This window comes from Streptomyces sp. NPDC048825, from assembly GCF_043198355.1.
Lineage (GTDB): Bacteria > Actinomycetota > Actinomycetes > Streptomycetales > Streptomycetaceae > Streptomyces > Streptomyces xiangluensis.
Genome location: NZ_JBICUR010000022.1, coordinates 160,232 through 185,111, shown reverse-complemented (window position 1 = coordinate 185,111; position 24,880 = coordinate 160,232). Strand labels below are relative to the sequence as shown.

At 68.1% G+C, this 24,880-nt stretch carries 18 protein-coding genes, 1 other RNA gene and 3 pseudogenes; 10 read left to right on the top strand and 12 right to left on the bottom strand.

Annotation, left to right across the window (positions count from 1 at the left end):
* Positions 1 to 466: 466 nt before the first annotated feature.
* On the bottom strand, positions 467 to 1,774 hold the full coding sequence (locus ACGFNK_RS39075; RefSeq protein ID WP_393423926.1) for a hypothetical protein: 1,308 nt from the start codon (positions 1,772 to 1,774) through the stop codon (positions 467 to 469).
* A 245-nt stretch (positions 1,775 to 2,019) separates the two neighbouring features.
* Here ACGFNK_RS39075 and ACGFNK_RS39070 point away from each other — a divergent pair, with 245 nt between their 5' ends.
* The 4 genes and pseudogenes from ACGFNK_RS39070 to ACGFNK_RS39055 form a co-directional block, all read left to right on the top strand.
* Positions 2,020 to 3,057: an ABC transporter substrate-binding protein gene (locus ACGFNK_RS39070; RefSeq protein ID WP_393423923.1), complete on the top strand. Its 1,038-nt coding sequence runs from the start codon at positions 2,020 to 2,022 to the stop codon at positions 3,055 to 3,057.
* Positions 3,058 to 3,103: 46 nt separating this feature from the next.
* Entirely contained in the window at positions 3,104 to 4,027 is a 924-nt protein-coding gene (locus ACGFNK_RS39065) for a Nif3-like dinuclear metal center hexameric protein (RefSeq protein WP_393423920.1), read from the top strand.
* The gene (locus tag ACGFNK_RS39060; RefSeq protein ID WP_393423941.1) at positions 4,024 to 4,767 is read left to right on the top strand and encodes a zinc ribbon domain-containing protein; all 744 of its coding nucleotides are present in this window, start codon (positions 4,024 to 4,026) and stop codon (positions 4,765 to 4,767) included. The genes ACGFNK_RS39065 and ACGFNK_RS39060 overlap by 4 nt, the downstream gene beginning before the upstream one ends.
* 22 nt (positions 4,768 to 4,789) lie before the next feature.
* A pseudogene (locus tag ACGFNK_RS39055) lies at positions 4,790 to 5,458 on the top strand (histidine phosphatase family protein); the annotation flags it as partial.
* Here the strand turns inward: ACGFNK_RS39055 and ACGFNK_RS39050 are convergent.
* The 4 genes from ACGFNK_RS39050 to ACGFNK_RS39035 form a co-directional block, all read right to left on the bottom strand.
* The gene (locus tag ACGFNK_RS39050) at positions 5,433 to 6,113 is read right to left on the bottom strand and encodes a bifunctional 4-hydroxy-2-oxoglutarate aldolase/2-dehydro-3-deoxy-phosphogluconate aldolase (RefSeq protein ID WP_393423917.1); all 681 of its coding nucleotides are present in this window, start codon (positions 6,111 to 6,113) and stop codon (positions 5,433 to 5,435) included. The pseudogene ACGFNK_RS39055 and the gene ACGFNK_RS39050 overlap by 26 nt on opposite strands.
* A 72-nt stretch (positions 6,114 to 6,185) precedes the next feature.
* Positions 6,186 to 6,968, bottom strand: coding sequence for a peroxide stress protein YaaA (gene yaaA / locus ACGFNK_RS39045; RefSeq protein WP_386346322.1), 783 nt, complete (start codon positions 6,966 to 6,968; stop codon positions 6,186 to 6,188).
* Between the two features lie 12 nt (positions 6,969 to 6,980).
* Positions 6,981 to 7,586 carry a hypothetical protein gene (locus ACGFNK_RS39040; protein ID WP_393423913.1) on the bottom strand — a complete coding sequence of 202 codons (606 nt, stop codon included), beginning with the start codon at positions 7,584 to 7,586 and terminating at the stop codon, positions 6,981 to 6,983.
* A complete protein-coding gene (locus ACGFNK_RS39035) occupies positions 7,583 to 8,374 on the bottom strand; it encodes a MerR family transcriptional regulator (RefSeq protein ID WP_393423910.1) in 792 nt (263 codons plus the stop codon). The genes ACGFNK_RS39040 and ACGFNK_RS39035 overlap by 4 nt, the downstream gene beginning before the upstream one ends.
* 162 nt (positions 8,375 to 8,536) lie before the next feature.
* On the opposite strand from ACGFNK_RS39035, the gene ACGFNK_RS39030 reads away from it, so the two are divergent.
* The 5 genes and pseudogenes from ACGFNK_RS39030 (at position 8,537) to ACGFNK_RS39010 (ending at position 14,462) form a co-directional block, all read left to right on the top strand.
* The gene (locus tag ACGFNK_RS39030) at positions 8,537 to 9,391 is read left to right on the top strand and encodes an AraC family transcriptional regulator (protein WP_393423907.1); all 855 of its coding nucleotides are present in this window, start codon (positions 8,537 to 8,539) and stop codon (positions 9,389 to 9,391) included.
* Positions 9,392 to 9,410: 19 nt separating this feature from the next.
* Positions 9,411 to 10,196 (top strand): annotated as a pseudogene (locus ACGFNK_RS39025) (DMT family transporter); the annotation flags it as partial.
* A 178-nt stretch (positions 10,197 to 10,374) separates the two neighbouring features.
* Positions 10,375 to 10,787, top strand: an RNA gene (gene rnpB / locus ACGFNK_RS39020) — RNase P RNA component class A.
* Positions 10,788 to 10,958: 171 nt separating this feature from the next.
* On the top strand, positions 10,959 to 12,311 hold the full coding sequence (locus ACGFNK_RS39015; RefSeq protein ID WP_393423904.1) for a hypothetical protein: 1,353 nt from the start codon (positions 10,959 to 10,961) through the stop codon (positions 12,309 to 12,311).
* A 39-nt stretch (positions 12,312 to 12,350) separates the two neighbouring features.
* A complete protein-coding gene (locus ACGFNK_RS39010; protein WP_393423901.1) occupies positions 12,351 to 14,462 on the top strand; it encodes an AIPR family protein in 2,112 nt (703 codons plus the stop codon).
* Positions 14,463 to 14,489: 27 nt separating this feature from the next.
* Here the strand turns inward: ACGFNK_RS39010 and ACGFNK_RS39005 are convergent, their stop codons facing one another.
* From ACGFNK_RS39005 to ACGFNK_RS38995, 3 genes and pseudogenes are all read right to left on the bottom strand, one after another.
* Positions 14,490 to 16,106 carry a protein kinase gene (locus tag ACGFNK_RS39005; RefSeq protein ID WP_393423898.1) on the bottom strand — a complete coding sequence of 539 codons (1,617 nt, stop codon included), beginning with the start codon at positions 16,104 to 16,106 and terminating at the stop codon, positions 14,490 to 14,492.
* 79 nt (positions 16,107 to 16,185) lie between these two features.
* Entirely contained in the window at positions 16,186 to 16,377 is a 192-nt protein-coding gene (locus ACGFNK_RS39000) for a hypothetical protein (protein WP_393423895.1), read from the bottom strand.
* Between the two features lie 11 nt (positions 16,378 to 16,388).
* Positions 16,389 to 17,241: pseudogene (locus tag ACGFNK_RS38995) on the bottom strand (helix-turn-helix domain-containing protein).
* Between the two features lie 242 nt (positions 17,242 to 17,483).
* Here ACGFNK_RS38995 and ACGFNK_RS38990 point away from each other — a divergent pair.
* Complete coding sequence (locus ACGFNK_RS38990) at positions 17,484 to 17,897, top strand: ATP-binding protein (protein WP_393423892.1); 414 nt, start codon at positions 17,484 to 17,486, stop codon at positions 17,895 to 17,897.
* Between the two features lie 34 nt (positions 17,898 to 17,931).
* Here the strand turns inward: ACGFNK_RS38990 and ACGFNK_RS38985 are convergent, their stop codons facing one another.
* Genes ACGFNK_RS38985 through ACGFNK_RS38970 form a run of 4 tightly spaced genes read right to left on the bottom strand, consistent with a single transcriptional unit; the run spans position 17,932 to position 24,817 of the window.
* Positions 17,932 to 21,135 (bottom strand): type I restriction endonuclease subunit R, encoded by a 3,204-nt coding sequence (locus tag ACGFNK_RS38985; protein ID WP_393423889.1) that lies wholly within the window; start codon positions 21,133 to 21,135, stop codon positions 17,932 to 17,934.
* Between the two features lie 58 nt (positions 21,136 to 21,193).
* On the bottom strand, positions 21,194 to 21,496 hold the full coding sequence (locus tag ACGFNK_RS38980) for an AAA family ATPase (RefSeq protein ID WP_393423886.1): 303 nt from the start codon (positions 21,494 to 21,496) through the stop codon (positions 21,194 to 21,196).
* A 7-nt stretch (positions 21,497 to 21,503) separates the two neighbouring features.
* Positions 21,504 to 22,724 (bottom strand): restriction endonuclease subunit S, encoded by a 1,221-nt coding sequence (locus ACGFNK_RS38975; protein ID WP_393423883.1) that lies wholly within the window; start codon positions 22,722 to 22,724, stop codon positions 21,504 to 21,506.
* On the bottom strand, positions 22,721 to 24,817 hold the full coding sequence (locus ACGFNK_RS38970; RefSeq protein ID WP_393423880.1) for an N-6 DNA methylase: 2,097 nt from the start codon (positions 24,815 to 24,817) through the stop codon (positions 22,721 to 22,723). The genes ACGFNK_RS38975 and ACGFNK_RS38970 overlap by 4 nt, the downstream gene beginning before the upstream one ends.
* Positions 24,818 to 24,880 lie beyond the last annotated feature (63 nt).

Genomic DNA, 24,880 nt, shown 5'->3' with positions numbered 1-24,880 from the left:
TATGCCCGTCGCGTAGGTTCTGTCTCAGGCCACCTGCGCCCTGTGGAAGCCGAAGGGCCGTATGCCCACCCTGCGACGGGCTGACGCACCGGCCCACGGCCCCGATCCACAGACCACCCAGGGGCGCGGGGAACTGCGCGAGCAACCACAACGCACCCGCAGCTTCAAACCGCGCCCCCAGCGGAGCGCTTAGGCCTCGCTCTGCCCGGCCGGCCTACGATGCCGGCCACGAGGCGCAGCCTCGTCGTCCGACGCGGAAACGGGCCCCCGGTGCCGCCCGCGGCCACCATCGTCCGGCTGGGACATCACCATCCGCGGGTCACGCGGATCGCTGCTCGCCAGCCGCGGGTCAGTAGCCGTGTTGCTTACGTCGTTCATGTAGAAATTCACCCCGTCAACAAGATCCTTCTTTGTAGCGCGGGCGAGTCTAGTGGGCGCTCTTTTGGCCGGTGAGGGGTGGTAGGGGCTACTCGACGGTCACTTCTTCGGCGGCCGCCCGACCGGCACGCGCGGCCTGCGCCAACCGCCGCCCGGCGAAGGCGCTCGACAGCTTCCGCACGGTGAACGGCGCCTGTTGCAGGGGCACGGGACGGGACGACGAGGCAAGCTCGTCGTCAGGTTCCGCGAGTTCCTCCATGGGGGCCACGGGACCTGAGGAGTCCGGGAAGTCCGGGAAATCCGAGGGCTCGGGGTACTCGGCGTACTCCGCAGAATGCGTGATCAACGACACCTCGTCCACGGCCTCCACGGCCTCCGCAGGCGCCGCCACCCGCGAAACCCCACACGGCAACGTCTCCGTCGCGTACGGCAACCGGAGGACCCCGTCCTTGGTCCACAACCCGGATCCCGTCAACCACCCTTCCGGCGCGGGCAGTTGATGGATCCATCGGTCAACGGGCCGCCACATCCCCAGCCAACTGCCCCCGCCCCCGCCCCCGCCGGCGATCCGCAGCGCCACCAAGCAGTACTCCGGCGTCAGCATCTGCCCCGGCTGGATCGCGAACGGCGTCACCGTGTGGTCCGCCAGCCGCAGCGAGTCCGGAAAGCGCACCGGAAGCGTGCTCCCCAACACGCCCCAGCCGAGCCGGTCCTGGCCCGGTGACGGCGCGTCCGAGCGGATCAGCAGCAGCCCGCTGTCGGCGTCCGCGAGCAGCAGCCGGTCGTTGCTCCTTTCGGCGATCTGGAGGAGCGGCGACACCTCGCCGTCGCGCTCCAGGTCGACCACCACCGTCTTGGTCCGGCCGCCCAACTCCCGGTCCAGGGCGAGCAGCCGGTCCCCGCCGGACAGCCACACCCCGCCCGAGCAGCGCCCCGGCACCTCGGCGAGCCGCTCGGGCCCGAAGGGGCCGCCCGCCACCAGCCACACGGTGGTGGAGCTCCGGCCCACGGCGACGGCGTACGCCCGAAGGCCGCCCGGCGCGGGTGGCAGCAACCGCAACTCCGTTGTCCCGTCCCGGCATTCCACCGCGCCGAGCGGTACCTCACCCGTCCCCGGCCCTGTGGGATACAGCAGAGAGAACGTGTGCCGCCCGTCCGGCACACGGTGGATGAGCACCCGCCCGTCCGCCATCGGCTGCACCTCCGTGCCGGGCTCCTCGGGCTGCTTGCCCGGCAGCGGTACGGCGTACGGCTCGGGGCCGTCCAGGGTCCAGCGCTCCGGGAACAAGGAGTCGCCGCGCGAGGCGAGGCGGGCCGCGTAGGACCCGTCGGCGCTGATCACGCATCCTGCCCGCGTGCCGTTCTCAGCGGCGGATTCGATGGCACAGGCCGTCATCGTCTGGGACACCTCCGGCCACGAAGGTAGTTTTCGTACGCACAGACGGGGCATCGACGGGCAGGCGCTTCACACAAATGGGTGGCCAACTGGCGATTCGCCTGAGGAAATCAGGGCGTGTGTGCTGGCCGGGACTCGACGGTTTAAGGTGAGGCTCACCTAAGTGCGGCCTGTGTGCCGCCCAAGACCGATCCTCTGAGTCCTGAGACTGATCCTTGGGGCCGAAACTGTGGAGTGTGTGCCTGATGTCCCTTCGACGACGCGGTGTTGCCGCCGTCGCCCTGACCATGGCCGCCGCGCTCTCGCTCGCGGCCTGCGGCTCCGGTGACGGCGACTCAGGCTCCGGAAAGTCCGACAACGGCAGTGGCAGCAAGTCCGTCGCTCAGGGCGGCGAGGACTTCGCGAAGGCGGCCGAGGACACGGCGAAGATGGGCACGACGGCGAAGGCCGGCGAGTTCCCGCGCACGATCAAGCACGCGAGGGGCGAGACGGAGCTGAAGGCGGAGCCGAAGCGGGTCGTCGTCCTGGACGTCGGTGAGCTCGACAACGTTGTGTCGCTGGGCGTCAAGCCCGTCGGCTACGCGCCCACCGAGGGCTCGGTCGCCATCCCCTCGTACCTGAAGAAGGACGCGGGCAGCCCCAAGGACGTCGGCACGATCAACTCCCTGAACCTGGAAGCGATCGCGAACCTCAAGCCCGATCTGATCCTCGGCAGCGAGCTGCGCGCCGCCAAGCTCTACCCGCAGCTCTCCCAGATCGCGCCCACCGTGTTCTCCATCCGTCCCGGCTTCACCTGGAAAAAGAACTACCTCCTCAACGCCGCCGCCCTCGACAAGACCGCCGAGGCGAAGGCAAAGCTCGACGCGTACGAGAAAAAGGCGAAGGCCCTCGGTGACGAACTGGGCGCCGACAAGCCGACCGTCACCATGCTGCGTTACATGCCGGGCATGATCCGCCTCTACGCGAAGGCGTCCTTCATCGGCACGCTCCTCGACGACGTCGGCATCCCGCGGCCCGAGAACCAGCAGATCAACGATCTCGCCGTGGAGATCAGCCCGGAGAAGATCGACGAGGCGGACGCCGACTGGGTCTTCACCGGCGTCTACGGCGACGCGAAGAAGACCGACCGCGCGAGCGCCGAGGACAACCCGCTCTGGAAGAAGCTCGGCGCGGTCGAGAACGGTCAGGCGAAGGACGTACCGGACGAGACCTGGTACCTCGGGCTCGGGGTCACCGCCGCGGACGAGGTACTGGACGACCTGCGCGGATACCTCGTGAAGTGACCCGGCGCCGACGGGGCACGCGAGAGAGGCGGGTAGCCTTTCTTACGTGCCCCGTCTGTCTGAAGTCATCGCCGCGCTCGAGTCTCTCTGGCCCCCCGAGAGGGCTGAGGCCTGGGACGCGGTCGGCACGGTCTGCGGCGACGTCGACAACCCAGCCGCCGAGGTCACGCGCGTACTGTTCGCCGTCGACCCGGTCCAGGAGATCGTGGACGAGGCGGTGAAGCTGGACGCCGACCTGCTGGTCACCCACCATCCGCTCTACCTGCGCGGTACGACGACGGTGGCCGCCTCGAACTTCAAGGGCCGCGTGGTCCACACCCTCATCAAGAACGACATCGCGCTGCACGTCGCCCACACGAACGCCGACCGGGCGGATCCCGGCGTCAGCGACGCCCTCGCCGGCGCGCTGGACCTCCGGGTCGTACGGCCCCTCGTGCCGGACCCGACCGACCCCGAGGGCCGCCGGGGCCTCGGCAGGGTCTGCGAGCTGGACCATCCGCTGACCGTCCGCGAACTCGCCGCGCGCGCCGCCGAACGGCTGCCCGCCACGGCGCAGGGCATCCGGGTCGCGGGCGACGAGGATGCGCTCGTACGGACCGTGGCGGTGAGCGGCGGATCCGGCGACAGCCTCTTCGACGATGTACGCGCCGCCGGTGTCGACGCCTTCCTGACCGCGGACCTGCGCCACCACCCGGCGGCAGAATTCATGGCGGCTCGCGCCCACAGTCCTCTCGCGCTGCTCGACGCGGCGCACTGGGCCACCGAGTGGCCCTGGTGCGAGCTGGCCGCCTCCCAGCTCGACGAGATTTCCGACCGGAACGGATGGGGACTTCGCGTCCACGTCTCGAAGACGGTCACCGACCCCTGGACGGCCCACGCGGCGTCCGCCCACCCGTCGCCCACCACCGACCTTCCAAGGAGCGCTTCGCGCGCCCCCTCCGATTCGAACACCCCTGGAGCCCCCAACTGAACGCCGCGCCCGCCGACCAGATCCGACTTCTCGACGTCCAGGCCCTCGACGTACGCCTTCAGCAGCTGGCGCACAAGCGGAAGTCGCTGCCCGAGCACGCCGAGATCGAGTCGCTGAACAAGGACCTCACCCAGCTGCGTGACCTGCTCGTCGCCGCGCAGACCGAGGAGAGCGACTGTGCCCGCGAGCAGACGAAGGCCGAGCAGGACGTCGACCAGGTGCGCCAGCGCGCCGCCCGCGACCAGCAGCGCCTGGACTCCGGCGCCGTCACGTCTCCCAAGGACCTGGAGAACCTCCAGCACGAGATCGCCTCCCTCGCCAAGCGGCAGGGTGACCTCGAGGACGTGGTCCTGGAGGTCATGGAGCGCCGCGAGTCCGCGCAGGAGCGGGTGGCCGAGCTGACCGGGCGGGAGGCCTCCGTCCAGGCGAAGGTCGACGACGCGATGAGCAGGCGGGACGCGGCCCAGGAGTCCCTGGACAGCGAGATCGCCACGGCGACGAAGGAGCGCGAGGTCATCGCGGGCTCGGTCCCCGCCGACCTGCTGAAGCTCTACGACAAGCTCCGCGCGCAACAGGGCGGCATCGGCGCGGCCCGCCTCTACCAGCGCCGCTGCGAGGGCTGCCGCCTGGAGCTCAACATCCACGAGGTGAACGAGGTGAAGGCGGCGGCCCCGGACGCGGTACTGCGCTGCGAGAACTGCCGGCGCATTCTGGTCCGTACCTCCGAGTCGGGGCTGTAGGGGCTGCGCGTTGAGTGAGCCGGTGCGGGCGGCGCAGAGCGTCGCCGCCGCCGCGCCTCCTGACCTCGGGGCGCCCATGAGCCTCGTACTGCTGCGGCACGGGGAGACGCCGCTGACGCCTCAGAAGCGGTTCTCCGGGAGCGGGGGGAGCGATCCGGGGCTGTCGGAAGTAGGGCGGGGGCAGGCCGAGCGGGTGGCCGAGGCGCTCGATGGGCGGGGGAGCGTGGGGGAGATCGTTTCGTCGCCCCTTGCCCGGTGTCGGGAGACCGCGGGGATCGTGGGAGCGCGGCTCGGCCTTGACGTGCGTATCGAGGACGGGCTCCGTGAGACCGACTTCGGGGCGTGGGAAGGGCTGACCTTCGGGGAGGCGCGGGAGCGGTATCCGGAGGACCTGAACGCGTGGCTGGGCTCGCCGGACGCCGAACCCACCGGCGGCGGCGAGAGCTTCGCGGCAGTGGCCGAACGCGTGGCCGCCGCCCGGGACAAGCTGCTCGCCGCCCACCCCGGCCGTACCGTGCTCGTCGTCTCCCACGTCACGCCCATCAAGACCCTCGTACGGCTGGCCCTCGGCGCCCCGCCCGAGTCCCTGTTCCGCATGGAGCTGTCGGCCGCCTCCCTCTCGGAGGTGGCGTACTACGCGGACGGCAACGCGAGCCTGCGCCTGCTCAACGAGACGTCCCATCTGCGCTGAGCGCCGCCGCCTCGCGGGCCAGCTCTTCGATCCGCGCCCAGTCCTTCGCGGCGATGGCATCCTCCGGGAGCATCCAAGTCCCGCCCACACAGCCGACGTTGGGCAGTGCCAGATAGTCGGGAGCCGACGCGAGCCCGATCCCGCCCGTCGGGCAGAACCGTGCCTGCGGCAACGGCCCGGCAAGGGACTTCAGATAGGCCGTTCCGCCCGCCGCCTGAGCCGGGAAGAACTTCATCTCCCGCACCCCGCGCTCAAGGAGCGCCACCACCTCCGACGTGGTCGACACCCCCGGCAGGAACGGCACCCCCGACCCCCGCATCGCCTCCAGCAGTACGTCCGTCCAGCCCGGGCTCACCAGAAACCGCGCCCCGGCCGCCACCGACTCCTTCACCTGCTCCGGCGTAAGCATCGTCCCCGCCCCGACCACCGCGTCCGGCACCTCACCGGCGATCGCCCGGATCGCGTCCAACGCCGCCGGGGTCCGCAGCGTCACCTCGATCGCGGGCAGGCCGCCTGCGACGAGCGCCCGCGCGAGGGGAACGGCGTCGGCGGCGTCGCTGACGACGACCACGGGGATGACGGGCGCGAGGTCCAGCAGGGACGACGGCATGGGGAGGGAAGGCGATGCCGAGGGCGAGGGCGCATGCGGAGTCATGTTCTCCATGCTGCCCGCGGAAGGCAGCATGCGCAATGAACGTTGCGCATACTGCAATGGTGCGCGAAGGTGTCAGTGAACCTCATCCACCAGCACATCCAGCGCCCACGCCGTCCCCGACCGCCCCGGCGCCTGAGCCTCCACCACATACCCGAGGTCCCGCAGCGCCTCCACCAGCTCCGCAGGCCCCTTCGGCGCGGCCCCGGCCAGCAGCAGGCTCCGTACGATCCGGCCCTTCGTCGCCTTGTTGAAGTGGCTGACCACCTTCCGGGTCGGCGCGTGCAGCACCCGCACACTCGCCGTACGCCCTGCCACCTCCCCCTTCGGCTTCCACGCCGCCGCGTACGCGGAGGAGCGCAGATCGAGCACGAGCCCGTTCCCGGCGGCCTCGGGAAGGACGGCGGCCATCGGCGTACGCCAGTGCGCGCCCAACGCCCCGAGCCCCGGCAGCTTCACGCCCATCGAGCAGCGGTACGAGGGAATCCGGTCCGTCACGCGGACCGCGCCCCACAGCCCCGAGAAGACGAGCAGCGAACGCGCCGCCCGCCGCTTGGCCGCCGCGTCGAGCGAGGCCAGGTCAAGGGCGTCGTACAGCACCCCCGTGTAGATCTCCCCGGCGGGCCGCGCCCCCGCGGTCCGCAACGCCGCGTTCTTGGCGACCTCGCCCCGCAGCCCCTCGCTCAGCCCGAGCACCTCACGCGCCTTCTCCTCATCGCCCGCACACAGCTCGACCAACTCGTCGAGGACCGCCCGCCGCGCCTCGGCAAGCCCCGGCAGCGACAACGACTCCGGCTTCAGCGGCGCGCCCCGCCCGGAGGGAGCCTTTCCTTCGGACGGCGGCAGCAGCACGAGCACGGTGGTTCTCCTTCAATGCGTACGAGGGGCAGGCGCCAGCGTACGCATCTCGCGTATCGCCTGAACGAGTACGTCCGGTTCGTCGGCATGGAAGCGGACCAGGCGTACGCCCCTGGGGCGGCCGAGGAAGGTGAAGTGCCGTACGGGTTCGGTCAGTTCGAGGGTGATCGTGGTCTGCGAGCCGATGGCCAGGTCGAGCTCGCCCTCGCGCTTCTCATGTGTGTAGCGCGTCTCGCGACGTATGGACGCGATGAGGTCCAAGGGGACGCGGAGGTCCATGTGGGCGGCTCGGCGGATGCGCAACGCGGTGTCGTCCAGGACGTGCGGGCGGCTCACGGAGGCCGCGTGCATGCCGACGACTTGGAGCACGCCGTAGAGGTCGAGGACGAGTACGGGCCGCTCGATGGCGGGCCAGGGGCGCAGGAGCACCGCCATGGCGATCGTCTCGAGCACACACACGAAGGCGAACCCGAACATGACCGCGCCCTGGCCCCGCACGTATCCGAAGGTCCGCCCGCTCCGGGCGCCGTGCGGACGCCGGGCCATCCAGAGGGCGATGCTCACGAGCAGCCGCAGCTCGTGCGCGGTCAGACGCCGCACGAGCCCGACGGCCTTCACCGGGCACCGCCTGCGTGGCGCTGCACGAGGAGCCGCATCGTGCGCCGGATCGCCTCCGCCTGCGCAGGCGCGAAGTCGTCGAGGAAGGCCCGCATGAAGCTGTGCTCCTCGCCCGCGTTCCCGATGCCCAGCCCGTCGAGAGCCGAGTCCGGCAGGCAGGAGGCGAGCAGTTCGGCGGCCTCGTCCACGCGGGGGTCGCCCGGGTCGGCGTCCATGAGCGCGTCGAGCAGCGCGTACGCCTCGTGCGCCCGGTCCACCGCACCCGGTTCGCCGGCAAAGCTGCCCAGCGCGGACAGCAGCCGCTCCCGCTCCTCCGGGGGCGCGGCGGTGTCCAGCAGGGCGATGATCTCGCGGTCCTTGGCGGCCATGGGGGACTCGGGCCGCCCCTTGGAACCCCGGTCCAAGTCACCGAAGAGCGCGGCCAGTTCGGGGGACACCGGCCCCTCGACGGGCAACCGCCCCGCCTCGGCATCGGCCAGCAGCGCCCGAAGCCGAGCCCGCCGCTCCCGGATGGCCTGCTCCTGCCGCGCGAGGTCGTCATCAAGCTCGGCAAGCACCTCGGCGAGGTCGCGCCCCGCATCCTCCGCGAGCACGTCCCGCACCTCGGCGAGCCCGAGCCCCAGCTCGGTCAGCCGCCGGATCCGGGCCAGCACGACGGCGTGCCGCAGCCCGTAGTCGCGGTACCCGTTGGGGCGCCGCTCGGGTTCGGGCAGCAGCCCGAGGTGGTGATAGTGCCGCAGGGTCCGCGTGGTGACGCCGACAGCCGCGGCCAGCTCTCCGATTCGCATGCAGTCAGTAGAAACGTTGACGTTGCGGCGGGGTCAAGGGGCGGCGTCAGTGCCTCCCCCTGATCGAGGGAAGGTCTTCCGATCCCGTGGCGGTTGTACTGCGATGCCTCAGCCTGGTGATCATCGGGCATAGAGACAGCCCGCACGGGTGTTGCACCGAGTGTGCGAGGCGAGACAGCGACCAGCCGTGAACAGGCAGTCTGGACCAGGGCAACCCTGGGCCGGACCGACCGTCCGCTCGATCTCCTCACCGCCCGCTTCGACCGCCACCGCTACGCGCCCCACGCCCACGAGGAGTTCACCGTCGGCGTCTGCGTCGGCGGTGAGGAGGTCATCGACTACCGAGGTGGCCGGATCCGCACCGGCCCCGGCTCGATCGTCGTCCTCGCGCCCGGCGAGACCCACACCGGCGGCCCGGCCGCGTCCGACGGCTACGCCTACCGGGCCCTGTACGCAGACCCCACCCTCCTCACCGAAGGCACGCGAAGCGTCCCGCACTTCCGCGAGCCCCTCCTCGACGACCCCGAACTGGCCACGGCCCTGCGCCTCGCGCACACCGAACTCAGCTCCTGCCCCGACCAGTTGGAGGCCGAGTCCCGTATCCCGTGGCTGCTCACGGCCCTCGCCCGCCGCCACTCCACGGCCCGCCCGGTGTGCGACAGGATCCCCGGCGCGAGCCGCATAGCCCACGTCGTACGCGACCGTCTCGCCGACGAACTCCTGGCCCCACCCTCCCTCGCCGACCTGGCCACCGACCTGGGCCTGTCCCGGTACCAACTCCTCCGCGCCTTCCGTACGACCATGGGTCTGCCCCCGTATGCCTGGCTCGCCCAGCACCGGGTGACCCGGGCCCGGGGCCTGCTGGAGTCGGGCCACCGCCCCGCCGAGGCCGCCGCACTCGTCGGCTTCGCGGACCAGGCGCATCTGACGCGCTGGTTCCGGCGGGTGCTGGGGGTGACCCCGGCGGCGTACCGCAACAGCGTTGAGCGCAACAGCGTTCAAGACGTACGCCGTTGACCCGGCCGAGACTGCGCGCATGACTGCACGCGGCTGGGTTCTGTTCTCCCTGATGGGATTGCTCTGGGGCATCCCCTACCTGATGATCAAAGTGGCCGTGGACGGTGGTGTGTCTCCGTCCATGGTGGTGTTCGCGCGCTGTGCGCTGGGCGCCGCGATCCTGCTGCCCTTCGCTGTACGGCAGGGTGGGCTGATCACCGTCGTCCGGGCCCACTGGCGCCCGATGCTGGCCTTCGCGTGCATCGAGATCATCGGCCCCTGGTGGACGCTCACGGACGCCGAACGCCATCTGTCCAGCTCGACGGCGGGCCTGCTGATCGCGGGAGTACCCATCGTGGGCGTCGTACTGGCACGCTTCTTCGGCGACACGGAGAGGCTGGGCGTCCACCGGATGACGGGCCTGGCGCTGGGCCTGGGCGGAGTGGCGGTCCTCACGGCCCCGCACTTGACGGGCGGCAACGCCCGCTCTCTCGCGGAAATGGGGGTCACGGTCGTCGGCTACGCGACCGCGCCGCTGATCATGGCCCGCCACCTCAAGCAGGTCTCCACGCTCCAGCTGATCGCCCCGTGCCTGCTGCTCGCGGCAGTCGTGTACGCCCCCGCGGCGGCGGTGACGCGGCCGTCTGAGCTCCCCTCGCCCTCGGTCCTGGCCTCACTCACGGGCCTCGGCGTCATCTGCACGGCACTCGCCTTCGTCGTCTTCGTGGAGCTGATCCGCGAGGCGGGCCCGACCCGGGCAGTGGTCTTCACATACGTCAATCCGGCGGTGGCGGTGGCGGCGGGCGTGCTGTTCCTGGACGAACAGCTGACAGCCGGGGTCGCGGTGTCCTTCACCCTGATCCTGCTGGGCTCCCTCCTGGCCACGGTTTCGGGACGGGCTTCGGGACCGGGATCGGAATCGGGGTCGGCTGCCGGACCCGCCTCCGCACCGGCCGCCGGTCCGGGGCGGGCCGCCCGCCCGGTACCATGGTCGACACGGCAGACGAGCCGGGCGGACGGTCGCGTGGAGGTCCCTGTGGACCTCCCCGAGGAACGTCCGGGCTCCACAGGGCAGGGTGGTGGCTAACGGCCACCCGGGGTGACCCGCGGGACAGTGCCACAGAAAGCAAACCGCCGAGAGCTCCGGCTTTCGGTAAGGGTGAAACGGTGGTGTAAGAGACCACCAGCGCCTGAGGTGACTCAGGCGGCTAGGTAAACCCCACCCGGAGCAAGGTCAAGAGGAGCCGCCTCTTCGAAAGAAGAGCAGCTCTGCGCGGACGTCCGAGGGCTGCCCGCCCGAGTCCGCGGGTAGACCGCACGAGGCCGGCGGCAACGCCGGTCCTAGATGGATGACCGTCTCCCCGGCCGCCGCGAGGCGACCGGGCGACAGAACCCGGCGTATAGCCCGACTCGTCTGCCTTTTAAGGCTCTGGCCTGGGGGTTTACTCGGGTCAGGGCCATACTTTGTTCGTAACGGAGCCGACCGGGGCGGCGAGAACTGGGGACGTGTAAGCCGGAAGCTGGAGCTGGCGCGCTACCATCCCCTTGAGCCTGGCTCGGTGTGGTGGCAGGTGGTACGGGGGAGTGGATGACATTCGCACAATCAAGGCGGGCAGATTTCCCGTCTTCGGCGCGATCGCCTCGGCTGGCGATTCTGCGCCCTGACAATGGCTTACTTCGTCTGCTCGATGCCGACCACACCAAGGAAAGGTCCTACTCCCAACCCTGCCGTGACTGGCCCGAGGTCAAGTCACACCTCGCGATCCTGCTTGCTCCTGCCGACCAGCAGGGTGACGAAGGTGGCGGGGAGCAACCGGAGCGGATCTGGGGGCTGGGTATTGTGCGCCCTGCTCATGAGACCGACCGGGACCGGAAGGTCGTCGTCACCCGTGCGCGAAGCCTTCGAGGCCTGGTGCCTGTCTCAGGGCTCTGGTGCGCCGGCGGCGAGCGGGACACCGCACTCTCCAAGTCGTTACCGGAAAGCGGTCCTGTCACGGTCGGCGCAGACACCGTGTTCGCCAATCTCCGGCGGATCTCCCCTGATGTCGAGGCCGAAGTCCAGAGGCTGATGCCTCTCCTCGACGACGCCGAAGGCTGGAGCGAGAGGGAACTCCGCTGGCGTGATGAGCGTGACGCTCTTCTGCTCTTCGCCAAGATAGCGGGGTTGGGCCGGAGCGACTTCTCGGAGGTACGTCTCTGGGACAGGACAGCCGCCCAGGCAGCCTTTATCAGCGGGCTTGTCGGGACTCCGGTTCAGCCGATGCTCGACGACATCCGCGGGCAGGCAGCGACGAGGTTCAGCGGCATCGGTGAGACCGTCGTCCAAGCGTTCGCGAGTCGCGGAGGTAACCGAAGCTATGACTTCGAGGCCACCTCGATAACCGATCAGTCGGTGGTGGACGGTCGGGAGGGCTCCCTCGACGCCTACTACTACCACGTCGACACTCGGACGCTTGTCATCCTGCGCTACGTGCGTCCCGGCCCGCACGGGCTCTTCTCGCCTGACGCCCGGCACAGTCTGGACGAGTTCCACAGCCGTGTTCACCGCCTGCCGAGACGCGACCGGCCGAGCGCCGATGATTACAGCTTGCTGGACGACCCTCTCTTTCTCCGCATTCATGAGCCGGAGCCCTTCACCGCCGCTCTGCACCGGACGAGCTCCGGTGCGATCTACCCCTACGACCAGGTCGCCGCAGCGATCTCGGCCGCGGTTGAACCCGGTCTCCCAGGCCCTTCCGTGGGCGCGCTCACCCGCCACCTGGTACCGACCCACTTCGCCCAGCTGGTGCGCGACGGTTGGTTCGGCGCGACCGGGGTGCCCTTCGAAGTGGCCTTGGACTGGGTGGAGGCCACGATCGACACGGCTGGTGTTGCTTTGGTGGTCGTGGACTTCAGCCTCCGGCAGCGTGGCAACGGCTCAGGGGCCGAGGCGTGGGCCTAGGCCATCAACAAGACACCACCAGTGGGAAGGTAACCATCCATGGCCACCTCGGGGGCGGACACACCTCGCCAGGTCACGCAGGTGCGCGAGCAACTGCACGAGACATTCGACGGGGTGATAGACGACAGCGACATCGCCCACTTCCGAGGCGACAACTACGAACAGCGTTTCCTCTCCCGCGCCCTCGCAGCCCTCGCGGTACGACGTGTGGCCAAATGCAGCGTGGCCGAGGCGGCCCGGTTCGTCACGGACGGCATCGCGGACCAGGGAATGGACGCCATCGCCCCCCTGCCGGAGAGCGGGCAGGCTCTGTTGGTCCAAGCGAAGTGGAGCGACAAGGGCACGGCGACCTTCGACGTGGGCGCCGCCAAGGCGATGGTGGACGGCCTGAACCGTATTGAGAACGAGTTGTACGACCAGTTCAACCAGCGTGCCGGCGCGCTCGCCCTGGAGGCCAGGCCGTTCATCGTCAACGAGAGAGCCACTCTGGTCATCGCGCTGATGGGCACTGTGGAGCCCTCTCCACCCGCACGCGAGGTTCTCGACAACGCTCTCGACGAGTTCAACAAGCACGGCGCCCGCATGAGCGTCGAAGTGCTGTACGCCGCAGACTTCCATAACCAGATCCACGCGGATCTCCGGCCGGAGCCGATCTGCCTGGACGTACGCCTTGACGACTGGTACCAGCAGAAGGGACCACTCAAGGCCTATCAGGGCACGGTCTCCGCCGAGAGCGTCGCCGAGTGGTACGAGACGCACGGTACCGGCCTGTTCGAGCAGAATCTCCGGGCCCCGCTCGGGACCACCGTCACCAATGCGGAGATCGGTCAGACCCTTACGTCCGATCCCACAAGATTCTGGCACCTGAACAACGGCATCACCATGATCTGCGACTCGCTCACGGCGAAAAACGACAGCGCCAAGGCACCGCAGAGCAAGCCGACCACTCTCACCGTGACGGGGGCGAGCATCGTCAACGGCGCTCAGACGGTACGTGCTGTCGCCAGGGCCATGCACGACGACGGTGAGGCCGCGGCCAACGCCACCCTGAGCATCAAGGTCATCAACACGCATGAAGACCGGGAATTCGGCGTCCAGGTCTCGCAGGCGGCGAACCGGCAGAACGCCATCGAGCAGCGCGATCACATCGCGCTGGAACCCGTGCACCAGGCGATCAAGGCCAACCTGCGCGCCGAACTGCGCAAGCAGTACGTGATCAAGCGCGGCGAGCCGGTCGCCGCGCCCGAGACCGGTTGTTCACTGGACGAACTCGCTCTCGCACTCGCGTGCCTGCACCCGGATGCGGAACAGGCCGCCCGGGCCGCCAGTTCGACGGAGAACCTCTGGGAGCAGGGCCCCAAGGGCAGCCACACCCTGCTGTTCAAACGCGAGCCCTCTCCCCAGAAGGTGTGGCGCTCCGTGCTCACGCTGCGCGCGGCACGGAGCGCGGTCTACGAACTGGGCAGTGGTCAGAACAGCCGCGAGGCTGCGACCACCGAGCATGGTGGCTTTCTCGTCACCCACCTGCTCTTTCAGCATCTCGGCGCCACGAGTATCGATGACCCCGACTTCGACTGGGACAGCGAGGTCCTGGAGAAGATTCCCGCCCTCGTACCGGATCTGGTGCGTCGGCTGACGCACCAGATCGTCACTCGTTACGGGCCACGTCCCCAAATCAGGACCGCCTTCCAGACCGCGGAGACGTGCCGGGAGCTCGCGAAGCATGTCCTCGGCGACCTGGCCGATGGCGTCGCCGTTCCCGCACCTCCCGTGAAGGAGCGCAAGCCGCGTCGTCCGAACACCGTGCCGCTCCTGGTCGACCGCCGTGTCATCAAGGACGGATCCCCCCTTCGGTACGTGGCTCAGACCGAGCCCGAGCGTGACGCCATGGAAGAGTGGCTCGCCGAAGACGAAAGCCGACGCCAGGCGACCTGGGTCAATCACCGGACCAAGCCGATCCTGTGGGCGTACGACGAGCAGCAGTACTCGCCGTCCGGGCTGGTGTCGAAGATGTGGGCGGACGCCGAGTGGGACGAGCGACCCGTGGCCAACCAGGGAACGGCTCGCTGGTTCCAGTCGGATGACCTGAGCCTGTGGGATCTGGCTCAGCGCATCCACATTGAAGAGGGCGAGGCTGAGGACGAGGCCTGACGGCGTGTGCCCCACACCGGCAGGACGTCAGTAAGGGCGTGGTCCCTCCGGGTCGCGCAGCCGGGCGAGGAGATCAGCGATCTCGCGGGTCTCCTCATGGTCCTCGCCGAGGAGGACGCACATGTCCTCGTGGAGGGCGTCGAGGACCCCCTCGGCCTCGGTGCGGCGGCCCTCGGAGAAGAGGAGCACACCGATACTGCGGCGCAGGTCGAGAGCGGTTTCGGAGGCGTCCCCGGCCGCGTCGGACACGACTTCCAGGACCTCCTGGAACTCCCGCAGGGCGACGGTGGCCTGACCTAGGTTGGCCCGGCAGTGGGCGGCGTGCCGACGGCATTCCAGCGTGCTTTCATCGGCCGGTCCCGCCGTACGGGCGTAGACGGCGGCCAGAGCATCGAACTCCGGCAATGCACGCCGGAAGTCTTCGCCGGCCATGAGGACCGCCGCTCGCTGCCGCCGCAGACCGAGCACACGGGGGTTGAGTGCGCCGAGGGCGGTGGCCGCCGTGGCGATCGCCGCCTTGAGGACGTCCGCGGCCTGGGCAAACCGCCCGCTCTCGGCAAGGTCCGCGGACCGGGCGTAGGCGTCCCGGATCGCCTCCCGCAGCGCGGTGTCGACACGCCCGGCGACCGCCGCGGGACCCGTCGGCTCCGGTGAGGGCGCTGGCGCCGTGGTCCGCCGGAGGGGTGCGTTCGGCTGCCGGTAGACCCCCGTCGGGTCGGGTACTGCAGAAGGGGAGCCGCCGTGGGTGAGGGCCACGGGTTCGGCTGCCGATCCCGGCTGCGGCAGGTGCGGCGACAGGCGCTCGTACACCGCGTACGCGTCGGCGGGACGCTGCTCGGGCACCTTGGCCAGCAGGTCCAGGGTCAGCGCCTCCAGGTCCTCCGGCACCTCGGGCCGCAGGGTGCGCAACGGCTTCGGCGACACGTTCATGTGCTGGTGCAGGAGCTGGTAGTCGTTGTCGCCGCTGAAGACCGGCTCTCCGGCGAGGAGTTCGTGCAGCACGCAGCCAAGCGCGTAGAGGTCGCTCAGCGGTGTGATCTGCGCGCAGTCGATCTGCTCGGGCGGCATGTAACGGCTGGTGCCGATCCGGCTGTTGGTGGCCGTGAGCCGGGTGACATCCGTGCGCAGCAGCTTCGCGATGCCGAAATCCAGCACCTTGACCGTGCCGTCAGCGGCGATCAGGACGTTGTCCGGCTTCAGATCGCGGTGCACGACTGGGATGGCGTGCGCGTACGACAGGACGGTGCAGATCTGCGCCGCGATTGACGCGCCCCAGCTCACCGGGAGCAGCGCCGCCGTCCCGTCCTCCGCGCCTGCCAGCACCCTGCGCAGGGAGATCCCGCGCACGTACTCCATCACCAGGTACAGCCGGTCGTACGACGCCTCGTCGAGTACCGCGTCGAACACCTGCGGCACCCCGTGATGCCCGATCCGAGCGGTGACGCGCGCTTCGCGTTCGAAGCGGCGGGCGAACTCCTCTGCCTGCGCGGGCGATGCGACGACGTCGGGCCGGATGAGCTTGACCGCGATCTCCCGGTCGAGAACGGCGTCGTAGCCCCGCCAGACCGTGCCCATGCCGCCGGACTCGATCTCCTCGATCAGCTCATAGCGGCCCTGCTCGCCGATTCTCCTTGCCTGTGACACGCGTTGCGCCCCCGTCGTCCTGATGCCACGTCAGTCGATTGCTGTACACGGTACCTATTGGCGGGGCGCGCGGCAGGGGTTACACCAGGTGGTCGGCCTTGCCGGCCTTGATGTCGGTGATGAGGGTGCGCAGCGCTTCGAGGGAGTCGGTGAGGTATCGATCCTCTTGGCCGTTGACGGCTATGTAGCCGTTGCCGTCGGCGTCGGTGCCGAGGCGGAAGCAGTTGCTCGCGTCCTGGCAGAAGGGGGCTTCCCAGCTGATGTCAGACATGACCAGCTCTCCTAAAGGCTCTGGGAAATGGTGTGCATGAGATCGAGGGTCTCCTCAGGCTTGAGCGCGATCCTTTGCATCTCGTCGAGTTGCAGACGGTACTTGCACAAATGGGCGCCCGAATAAAGGAATTCTCCTGCCGTCGTGCGATCCAGTTGCACCGTGTCGAGCGGGGGCATCTGGCCGAGGGCGTACAGGATCGCCTGGCCCGAACCGGGGAACGCCCCCGCGGAGAAGGGGATGGCCTGGATTGTGACGTTGTCACGGTCTGCGGCTGCCATCAGGTGACCAAGTTGGTTTCGTAGCACCGCGCGTCCACCGACTTCGATCCGTAGGGCGGCTTCGTGGATGATCAGCACGTAGTCCGGAGCCCCTGGCCGGTCGATGACCTGGTGTCTTTGCACGCGGTGGGCGACTCTTGCGTCGAACTCCTCGGGGGGGCAGCGGCGGGATGGCAGCCTGGAAGAGAGCGCGCGCGTATGCCTCGGTCTGCAACTGTCCCGGCATGTGCGTCATCGTGCTGACACGCAAGCCCTGGGCGTGCCACTCCAACTCGGCGATGTCCAAGAATGTCGTGGGCAGGAGGTCGCGATACGCCTCCCACCAGCCGATCGTGCGGTCGCCACACATGGCGACCAGTGCATCCACCAGGGCCTGGTCAGTGCATTCATACCGGAAGGCAATGCGCCGGACACGCTCCGGGCTGACGCCGTGGCGTCCCGCCTCGGTGCTGGTGATTACGGTCCGCTTCGTGTCCAGCAGCACGGCGGCCTGTTCGGTGGACAGTCCCGCCCCTTCCCGTAGCTTGCGAAGCTCTGCGCCCAGACGCTGCTGGCGTGCGGTCGGATTGCTCCTCGGCGGCATACGTTCCCTCTCGTCGCGTGCGGCTCAGTTTGCCGCGAAGCGAAGTTCCTTCCAACGGACCTTCGGGATTTGGTAGCACATGTACCCCCGATGTCCTACCGTGAGTATCGCGCACGCTACACACCGCAATGCCGGAAGTGCACCGCGCGAGCATGCCCGTCCGCCCTGGGACCGGTGCGCCCGCGACCAGGGCGGTAGGCCACCGGCGACCCAAAACACCTCACACAGTCGTGGAGTTCGCCATGCCCGAGATCCCCCTCGTCCCTGCCCACTGGCGTTTCCCTGCCCATCCCGCCTCCGTACGGCGGGCCAGGCACGCCGTCGCCGAATCGCTGCCGCACGTCCTCCGCCCCCAGCTCGGCGACGACCTCGGCCTGTTGACCTCCGAGCTGGTCACCAACGCCATCCGCCACGGCGCGTGCCGGGAGGATGAGGACCTCATCGAACTCGTCCTGTGGCCCGCCGACGGACACTACTGGCTCGCCGTCTCCGACCCGGGTAGCGGCAAACCCGAGCTGGCTCGCCCGGACACGGACTCCGAAAGCGGCCGGGGTCTGATTATCGTCGAGAGCCTCGCCACCGCATGGACCGTCCGGCCCCGCCCCACGCGCGGGACGTCTGTGGTCGCGGGCCTCTCTTTCCACCAGGGCGGTTGACCCGGCGGAGTGGTCGGCCGGAAGGCCAGGCGGGTCAGGCCGCCTCGTCGTCGATGTTCTCCTCCCGGCGGATCATCCGCCAGGCCGCCCGGCGCGCACTCTGGTTGAGCGACTGCTTAAAGCTGTCGTCGTGGCTGAAGTACTGCCGTCCCATGTCGGCGATGGTGTCGATGTGTTCGGCCATCTTGTCCTCGAAGACCTCGTCGAAGACGAGACCGAAGTTCTCCTCGTCGTTGACGGCGGCGGCGCGGACCTTCGGGTCCGCCTTCGCCTCCGAGAACGGTGTGATCACGTCCTGATCTGTGAAGTCGGTGCCGAACTTGTCGTTGAACTTCTCGATCAGCTCCGACAGCAGCGACTTCTCCTGCTCCTTGGCACCGCCCCCACCTTCACCGAAGCCGCGCAGCTCCGCCGCTCCCTCGGCGGTCAGCGCGAGGTCGTGCTCGCCGGTCTTCTGGATCCGCAGGTGGCTGAGGTCGACGTCTCCTATGTCCACGCCGCCGTCTCCGCGTCGCGGCAGGCGGTTGAGCAGGTGGCGGCCGTAGAGGTAGAGGCATTCGAGGTCGGCGTCGCGGTAGGGCACGATCTGCGAGAGGAAGCCGTACTTCCGTACGTAGTCGTTGAGATCTGCGCGGAACTGCTCGGCGGCCTCGGCGGCTTCCTCCTCGGGGTCACCCGCCTCGTCCTTGCGGTCCAGCAGTTCGGTGAACCGATTGACGGCGGGGTCCAGATGCCGGTACAGCTCCGCGTGGAGCTTCTCCCAGCGGGCCGCCGAGCCTGCCGCATTCTCCTCGGCCGCCAGATAGGCATCCGCGAACTCCTGCATCTCCTCCTCGACGAGAATGTCGGGCTGCATGACCTGGCTCTGCGCGGTGTAGAGGAGATTGGGGTCGGAGGGAAGAGTGTTCGCCTCCTCGAAGTACGGGCGGAAGGACTCCTTGATGTCCTCGGCGTCGTTGACGAAGTCCAGTACGGCAAGGTCCGCCTGCGACTTGCGGTCGGCCGTGCGGTTCAGACGGGAGAGGGTCTGGACGGCGCTGATGCCCGCGAGCTTCTTGTTCACGTACATCGTGGTGAGCAGCGGCTGGTCGAAGCCGGTCTGGTACTTCTCGGCGACGACCAGGATGCGGTACTCGCGCTGAGTCGCCGTCCCGCCGGTGCGCACGGCCTTGTCGTCCTTGCGTGTGTACGCGAACGCCTTTGGCAGCGCGGACTCGGCGAGGCCGCCGTTCTCCTTCGGCTCGGTGGTCTCCTCGCCGTCGTACGTCAGGCTGCCGGAGAACGCGACCAGGACGCCGGGGTCGGCGTATGCGTTGTCGCCGACGTACTTCCTGATGGCACGGGCCATCTGCACGGCGCTGTGCCGGGAGGCCGTCACCACCATGGCCTTGGCACGCCCGCCGAGCCGGCCGGCGGTGTGCGTGCGGAAATGCTCGACGATCACCTGCGCCTGCTGTGACACGGTGGAGTCGTGCGTGAGTGCATACCGGGCGAGCAGGGGATTCGCCTTGGACGGGTCCACCTCGCGCTCGGCCGGGTTCTTGTTCACCAGCTTCCAGTACGTGTCGTAAGTGACGTAGGTGCACAGGGGGTCGAGGATGAAGCCTTCCTCGATGGCCTGGCGCATCGAGTATGTGTGGAAGGGGACGTACGCCGCTTTGCCGTTGACGGTGTCCAGGGTGCCGAAGAGTTCGAGGGTCTTGGCCTTAGGGGTGGCCGTGAACGCGAAGTAGGACAGGTTTGATGCCTTGCTGCGCTGGGTGGCCTTGCGGATGAGTCTGGCTTCGGTGGTGGCTGCCGCCGCTTCGAGCTCGGTTGCCCCGGCTTCGTCGGAGTCCGAGTCCAGGCCCAAGTCACGCAGCGCCGCGCGTACGGCCGTGGCCGCGTCGCCGGACTGCGAGGAGTGCGCCTCGTCCACGATGATCGCGAAGTTGTGGCCCTGGATCTCGGTGGGGTTGCGGCGCAGGTAGTCGATGAGGGCCGGGAAGGTGTGCAGCGTGACCGTGATGATCTTCCCGGTCTCGCGGGACAGTGCCTTGGCGAGCTGGTCGGACTTCGCGCCGTGCTTCTCGTCGATCTTCACCACCAGACCGGCGGTCTTCTCGAAACTGCCCACGGTCTCGCGGAGCTGGGCGTCGAGATTGCGGCGGTCGGTGATGATCACGACCTTGTCGAAGACGGGCGCGCCGGGCTTGAGTCCGGCGGCCAGGGCATCGGGGTCGACCTCGGCTGGATCGGTGGGCGTATGCAGCGACGACAGGCGGTGGGCCAGCCACCCGATGGTGTTCGACTTGCCGGAGCCGGCGGAGGCCATGCCGAGGTAGTTGTGACCGGCGCCGTGACGGGCCGCGTGGCCGGCGAGCTTCTTGACGATGTCCCACTGGTGGTAGCGGGGAAAGATCAGCTTCTTGCGCGTCCGCCCGTCCGGGCCCTTCTCCTTGCTGAGGTGCACGAACCGCTCGATCAGGTCCAGCCAGGTGTCCCGCTCCCAGATCTGTTCCCAGAGGTACGAGGTCGCGTACGTCCCGGGGACGGTGGGCGCAGGATTCCCGGCACCGCCGGGCTTCCCCGGGCCCTCCGATCCGGTGTTGAACGGTAGGAACCGCGTCAGCTTGCCGCGTAGTTCGGGCGCGACGTAGACCACGTCCGTGTCCACGGCGAAGTTCGCGATGACGCGGCGCGCGAAGAGCAGCTCAGTGGGGTCCCGCTTGAGTCGGTACTGCTCCTTGGCGTGCTCCGCCCCCTGCCGTGTGAGGGCGTTCTTCAACTCGGCGGTCGCCAGCGGGATTCCGTTGAGAAACAGGGTGAGGTCCAGCTCGTTGCCCTTGTCCGCCTGCTTCGCCGCGTACTGCAACTCCTTGACGAAGGTCAGCCGGTTCGCCCGATAGTCGTCCAGGACAGCGTCCGATGCGACGAGCGACGGCTTGAAGTACGCGAGCCTGATCAGGACTCCGTGGTCCTTCACGCCCTTGCGGAGTACGTCCAGCACACCGTCGGTTCCGATCGCCTGGTCGACGCGCTTAGCGAACCCGGCCTGGGCGGCGTTGGCATCCTCGCCGTAGAGGGCGATCAGTTCGGCCCAGTCATCGGCTTGGGTCTTGCCGATGAACTCGAAGAGCTGGGCGGTGTCCAGACCGAGTTGGGGTTGGTAGTGCGACCGGCTTCCTTCGCGCCAACCGCGCTCCAACAGGGCGGCGACTATGGCGTTTCCGAATGCTGCTTCGTCGTGGACGGACATGAACGGCTATTCCCCCCGTTTTCCGGTGACCAGATAGGTGATGTCGCGGCAGAACTTGTCAAAGTGTGATCGCCGGCAGGTGAAACTCTAGAGCGATCGTGCAGGAGGTTGCAGGTTCAGGGACCCGACGCAGCACCTCCCTCCACCCGCCGCGCACAGCCACGGCCTCGTCCGGGCCATCCGCGAGCGCGTCGCGGACAAAGCGCAGGGCGTCGAGGAAGTTCGACTTGCCTGCGGCGTTCAGTCCGAGCAGGGCGGTGAACCGGCCGAGAGCCACGTCGCAATGAGCGATGGACTTGTAGTTTTCGACTCGGACACGGGTGATGAACGGCATCGGGCGGGGAGGCGCGGCGGGATTCATGGCGCGATCATTCATCGATCCCACGTCCGCTGGCCGTGGAGACGTCGATCTGACCGGTGACGGCGGCGGTGATCAGGGCTTGGCGGCGCTCGGCGAGCAGTGCCTCCTGCGCCTTGAACTTCCCCAGTAGTTGGTCAATGGTGCCGACTTTCCTGTCGAGAGATTTGACGACGGCATCTTGTTGAGAGCGAGAGAGTGATGGCACAGGGAGTTGCTTCATGGCGCCTACGTTGAAATGTGACTGAATGCTGCCGACGGCGTGTTCGGAAACGCGTTCACTCGCGTAGTCGGAGTTCAGTACGTACTCTAGAAACGTCGGTGAAAGCTTATCTCCGGGGCGAACCAAGATCAGGTCAATACAATTGGCCCCGTCCAGAGAAGCGGGGACTACTGCTGTTGAGCCAGCTTGACCAGTCCGCACTACAACGACGTCACCAGCCCGCAGTCGTGACTTCCGGTTTTCCGTATGACCTTCTTCGCTGATGTGTACCAGGTCTTCGGTAGTGATCTCGCCTGGCTGCACGTTGAGTCCCCTGAGTGCAGGTACGCCACCATTTTCCACGTACCACTTGGCTGGTGTAATGACGATTCCGACCGTGATTTCCTCCGTCAGGTATTTTAGAGGCGTCAATCCGTGTACTGATGCCCTGCCGTCAAAGCCGAGTTCGGCGTCGATGATCCTGTTGCGCTTCAACGCAAGCAGATTCTTCATCCGGCGTCGCTTAGCGGCAACTGCATCGATGCGAGCGGTCTCGGCATCGAGAAAGTCGGCGATGCGGCGCTGTTCTTCTGGGCTCGGTGCGAGTACTGGCACCTGGGCAAGCGCGCTAGATGAAAGTTCTAGAAACGTCGTGCCAAGTCCCTGCGCCTGAAGGCCTTCTTTTGCTGATTCTAGTTGATACCCGAAGAAGCGGGAATCTACATCGGCTGTGGGTACAAGAGCGCGGCAGCCCTGATTAAAGGCCATAGGCACCTCGCTGATGGCGACGTAGCCGATAGGAGCGCGTGTCGACAGTAGGATGGCCCCCTTGGGCGCGACGGTCGACCCGGTATCCACCCCTCTGCGGGTAAGACTCCGGCGAGTCGTTCTGAGGGGGCTGAATGTCTCCCCGAAGTCGGCCGGTGTGGCCCAAGGAATGTTGCCCCCCCAGTTCTCGGCATCGGGAGTGGGTGTGCCCCCGTTGACGATCCTGAACAAGCGGCGAAGAGGCAGGACCCTTGACGTCATTCCGTTACCTCACCCAGCAGCGCCTGGATCTCGTTCTCCAGAGCCTTCAGCTCCGCGTCGATCTCGGCCAGCGGCCGTGGTGGCTTGTACGCGTAGAAATGCCGCGTGAACGGGATCTCGTACCCGATCTTCGTCTTGCTGTGGTCGATCCACGCGTCCGGGACATGCGGCAGAACCTCGCGGCGCAGGTACTCCTTCACGTCCTCCTCCAGCGGCACGTTCTCGTAGTCCCGCATCTCCGGATCCGGCTCAGGCTCGCCCTTGATGCGCTGGACCTCGCCCTCCGGGTCGCGGACGCCGACCGCCTCCCGTAGCGCCTTGCCGAACGGCGCACCCGTCGGCCACAGCAGGCCGGCCGCGACGACCGCATCCTTCAAGTCGATCCACGCATCGGACTTCGTCGTCCATGACTTGCCGACCAGCGGGCGCAGCGCCTCCGCGAAGGCCTCCGCGTCCGTGGCCCGTGCGATCGGCTTGGACGCGGTGACCGCCGCCAGCGTCTCCTCCGTCACCTCGAAGCGGAGCTTCAGCGGCCGTTCGACGGTGATCCGGTGGTACCCGAAGTCCCGGTTGCGGAAGACCTTGATCTTCCCAGCCCGGTCGGCCAGGTCATGGCCGCCGCCCTTCTTCGCCGCGTCGACGACCGCCAGCGCCTCCGTGTAGAGCCTCGTGATCTCGGAGATGTGCTGCTCGCCCAGTTCCTTGCGCTTGTCGCCGAGCGACTTCCGCATCTTGCGCCAGTAGTCGCGCGCGTCCAGCAGGACGACCTTGCCACGCCGGTCCCTGGCCTTGCGGTTGCTGAGCACCCAGAAGTACGTGGAGATGCCGGTGTTGTAGAAGAGCTGGTCGGGGAGGGCGACGATGCCCTCCAGCCAGTCCTTCTCCAGGATCCACTGCCGGATCCTGGACTCACCCGACTCCGCCGCCCCCGTGAACAGCGGGGAGCCGTTGAAGACGATCGCGATGCGGCTGCCGCCCGCCCCCGACGCGTCCACCGGCTTCATTTTCGAGATCATGTGCTGGAGGAAGAGCAACGACCCGTCGTTGATGCGTGGCAGGCCGGCTCCGAAGCGCCCGCTCTCACCGAGGCGTTCGTGTTCGTCCTCGACGGTGTCCTTGACCTTCTTCCACTCCACGCCGAACGGCGGGTTGGCCAGCAGGTAGTCGAAGGTAGTGGGCTTGTCCTTGCCCCCCCTGGAGTCGTCGCTGCTGAAGCCGTCGTCGCTGAAGGAGTTGCCGAACTTGATGTTCTCCGGGTCCTGACCCTTGATCATCATGTCCGACCGGCAGATCGCCCAGGACTCGGGGTTGAGTTCCTGACCGAAGACCTTGACCGTGGCGTCCGGGTTGAGAGCGGTGATGCGCTCCTCGGCCGCGCTGAGCATGCCGCCGGTGCCGCAGGCCGGGTCCATGACCGTACGGACGGTGCCCGGCAGGGCCAGCGCGTCGCCGTCCGGTGCGACGAGCAGATTGACCATTAGCCGGATGACTTCCCGGGGCGTGAAGTGCTCACCGGCCGTCTCGTTGGACTGCTCTGCGAAGCGCCGGATCAGCTCCTCGAAGACGTAGCCCATCTGGTGGTTGGTGACGATTTCGATCGGCTTGCCGTCCTCGCCGAGCACGACATTGCCGTCTGCGTCCCTCTCCACCGGCCGCAGGTCGAGGTCGGCGAACCGCCCGACCACCTGGTACAGCAGGTCCGCCGCGTCCAGCCGCTTGATCTGCTGGGCGAAGTCGTACCGTTCCAGGACCTCCCGCGCGTTGGGGGAGAAGGCGCCGTAGTACTCGTTGAGGTACTTCGCCGCGTGGGAGGCGTCGCCTGCGATGGCCTTCAGCGTGTAGGTGCTTGTGTTGTAGAAGCTGTGGCCGGACGCCTTGCGTAGGAAGCGGTCGGGGTTGATGTCCTGGTTCTCGTAGCGGGCGGCGACCTCCAGGACCTTGTCCTTGGTCGGGGCGAGGACACACTCCAGGCGCCGCAGCACGGTGAACGGCAGGATCACCTTGCCGTAGTCGGACTGCTTGTAGTCGCCGCGCAGGAGGTCGGCGACCGACCACGCATGGTTCGCCAGTTCCGTGTGCTTACTGCTGTTCAACGCTGTCCTTCCGGAGTTTCGCCGTCCCCGAGGGACGGAGAGGTCAAGTCTGGCCCTTCGCGG

Coding starts and splice junctions, on each gene's coding strand:
- ACGFNK_RS39035 (WP_393423910.1), bottom strand. CDS start 8,374: ATGCGAATCGGAGAGCTGGCCGCGGCTGTCGGCGTCACCACGCGGACC.
- ACGFNK_RS38975 (WP_393423883.1), bottom strand. CDS start 22,724: ATGACGTCAAGGGTCCTGCCTCTTCGCCGCTTGTTCAGGATCGTCAAC.
- ACGFNK_RS39075 (WP_393423926.1), bottom strand. CDS start 1,774: ATGACGGCCTGTGCCATCGAATCCGCCGCTGAGAACGGCACGCGGGCA.
- ACGFNK_RS39000 (WP_393423895.1), bottom strand. CDS start 16,377: ATGTCTGACATCAGCTGGGAAGCCCCCTTCTGCCAGGACGCGAGCAAC.
- ACGFNK_RS38980 (WP_393423886.1), bottom strand. CDS start 21,496: ATGAATCCCGCCGCGCCTCCCCGCCCGATGCCGTTCATCACCCGTGTC.
- ACGFNK_RS38985 (WP_393423889.1), bottom strand. CDS start 21,135: ATGTCCGTCCACGACGAAGCAGCATTCGGAAACGCCATAGTCGCCGCC.
- ACGFNK_RS39015 (WP_393423904.1), top strand. CDS start 10,959: ATGACATTCGCACAATCAAGGCGGGCAGATTTCCCGTCTTCGGCGCGA.
- ACGFNK_RS39070 (WP_393423923.1), top strand. CDS start 2,020: ATGTCCCTTCGACGACGCGGTGTTGCCGCCGTCGCCCTGACCATGGCC.
- ACGFNK_RS38990 (WP_393423892.1), top strand. CDS start 17,484: ATGCCCGAGATCCCCCTCGTCCCTGCCCACTGGCGTTTCCCTGCCCAT.
- ACGFNK_RS39050 (WP_393423917.1), bottom strand. CDS start 6,113: ATGACTCCGCATGCGCCCTCGCCCTCGGCATCGCCTTCCCTCCCCATG.
- ACGFNK_RS39010 (WP_393423901.1), top strand. CDS start 12,351: ATGGCCACCTCGGGGGCGGACACACCTCGCCAGGTCACGCAGGTGCGC.